At 73.6% G+C, this 2,599-nt stretch carries 1 protein-coding gene; it reads left to right on the plus strand.

Annotated features, from left to right (window positions below; translation table 11 throughout):
* Nucleotides 1–2,599, plus strand: a 2,599-nt coding sequence (locus SM452_RS30275) for an amino acid adenylation domain-containing protein (RefSeq protein ID WP_463841212.1), incomplete at both ends; no start/stop codon positions are given.

The raw sequence follows: 2,599 nt of genomic DNA on the forward strand, positions 1-2,599 counted from the left end.
CTACACGTCGGGCTCGACCGGCCGGCCGAAGGGTGTCGGGGTGTCGCGGGCGGCGATGGCCGCGCACGTGTCCCGGATGCGACGCCGCTTCGGCCTCGGCCCGAACGACCGGGTGCTCCAGTTCGCCGCCCTGGCCTTCGACGCCTCGATCGACCAGATCTTCCCGGCGCTGAGCTGCGGGGCCGCGCTGGTGCTGCCCGAGCACGGCCTGGTGGCCCCGGCCACCCTGCTGCCGCTGCTGGCGCGGCACGGCGTGACGCTTGCCAACCTGCCGCCGGCGTACTTCGGCGAACTGGTCGCCGAGCTGACCGAACGGGACGGCGAGGTACCGCGCGACCTGCGGCTGATGGTGCTCGGCGGCGACCGTGTCCGCCCCGACGACGTGGACCGTTTCGCGTCCCGGTGCCCCGACGTGACGGTGCTCAACGCGTACGGCCCGACCGAGACCACGGTCACCACGACGGTCGCCGACCTTCCGTCGGGCCTCACCGGCACGCCACCGATCGGCCGGGCGGTGGGGGACCGGGCGTTGTACGTGCTGGACGGTTCGCTGGCCGAGGTGCCGGTGGGTGCGGTGGGTGAGTTGTTCGTCGGCGGTACGCAGTTGGCGCGGGGTTATCTGGGCCGGCCGGGTGCGACGGCGGAGCGCTTCGTGCCGGACCCGTTCGGTGGTGAGCCGGGTGGCCGGTTGTACCGGACCGGGGATCTGGTGCGGTGGCGGGCGGACGGGCAGCTGGAGTTCCGGGGTCGGGCCGACGGTCAGGTGAAGGTCCGTGGGTTCCGGGTCGAGGTGGGCGAGGTCGAGGCCCGCCTGCGGGAACACCCGGGCGTACGCGACGCCGTCGTCGTCGCCTGGCAGGACCGGCTCGTCGCCTACCTGGCCGCGGACGGCGTGACCGCCGACGAGGTACGGCGGTGGCTGGGCGAGCGGCTGCCCGAGTTCATGGTGCCGGCGGTGGTGATCGTGCTCGACGAACTGCCGCGCACCGTCGGCGGCAAGGTCGACCGGGACCGGCTCCCCGACCCGGAGGGCCACCGTCCGGACGTGAGCGTGGGCTTCGAGGGCCCGCGTAACCCGACCGAGGAGGCGATCGCGGACGTCTGGCGGCAGGTGCTGCGCGTCGACCGGATCGGCATCCACGACGACTTCTTCGACCTGGGCGGCCACTCCCTGCTCGCCACCCTCGCGGTGGCCCGACTGGTGAAGGCGCTCGACCGTCCCGTCGACGTGCGGACCTTCTTCGCCCACCCGACCATCGCCGAGTTCGCCGCCGCGCTGCCCGCGTCCACCACCGGCGCCGCGCCCGCGATCACCCGGCTGCGGCGCAGCGGCGACTTCCCGCTCTCGTTCGCGCAGGAGCGGATGTGGTTCCTGCACCGGCTGGAGCCCGACGCGCCCGACTACATGGCGGCGCTGGCCTGGCGGGTGGACGGACCGCTGCACCGGGACCGGCTCGACCGGGCGCTGCGGCAGCTCGTCGACCGGCACGAGTCGCTGCGGACCACCTTCCCCGTGGTCGGCACGCAGCCGGTGCAGCGGGTCGCTGCCATCGGCGACGTGACCGCCGACTGGTACGACACCCGATCCGCCGCCGACCCGTACACCGAGGCGGTGACGCAGGCCGAGCGGGAGCTGCACCGCCCGTTCGACCTGGCGTCCGGCCCGTTGTTCCGGGCCCTGGTCTGGCAGCTCGGGCCGGAGGACCACCTGCTCGTGCTGGCCATGCACCACATCGTCTCCGACGGCTGGTCGATGGGCGTGCTGGTACGCGAACTGGGTGCCGCCTACGCCGGGGAGTCGCTGCCGGAACTGCCGGTGCAGTACGCCGACTACGCCGGCTGGCAGCGCCGGGAACTCACCGGCGAGCGGCTCGACACCGAACTGGCCCACTGGCGGGAGCGGCTGGCCGGCCTGCCCGCGCTCGAACTGCCCACCGACCGGCCCCGGCCGGCCCGCCCGTCCTGGGCCGGCGCGACCCACGAGTTCACCCTGGACCCCGAACTGGTGGCCGCGCTGGAGCGGATCGGCCGCGCGCACGGCGCCACGCTCTACATGACGCTGCTGGCCGCCTTCCAGGCGGTGCTGGCCCGCTGGACCGGGCAGGACGACTTCGGCGTCGGGGTGCCGGTGGCCGGGCGCACCCGGCCCGAGGTGGAGAACGTCATCGGCTTCTTCGTCAACACAGTGGTGATGCGCGCCGACCTGAGCGGCGACCCGACGTTCACCGAGCTGCTCGGCCGGGTCCGTGACCGGGCGCTGGACGCCTACCAGTACCAGGAGCTCCCCTTCGAGCGGGTGGTGGAGGAGCTGCGCCCGGACCGGGAGGCAGGCCGGACCCCGCTGTTCCAGGCCATGTTCGACCTGGAGGTGCGCTCGATCGCCGCGCCCCGGCTCGGCGCCGCGCGGCTGCGTCCCGCCGAGATCCCGTTCGACGTCACCAAGTTCGACCTGATGGTCACGTTCACCACCGACCCCGGCGCGGCCGGCGGCTTCGTGCAGTACCGGACGGATCTGTTCGATGCGGTGTCGATCGGTCGGTTGGTGGGTCGGTGTCGGGAGTTGTTGGTGGCGGTGGTGGCTGATCCGGGTGTGCGGGTT

This window comes from Micromonospora sp. SYSU B005 (assembly GCF_055362685.1).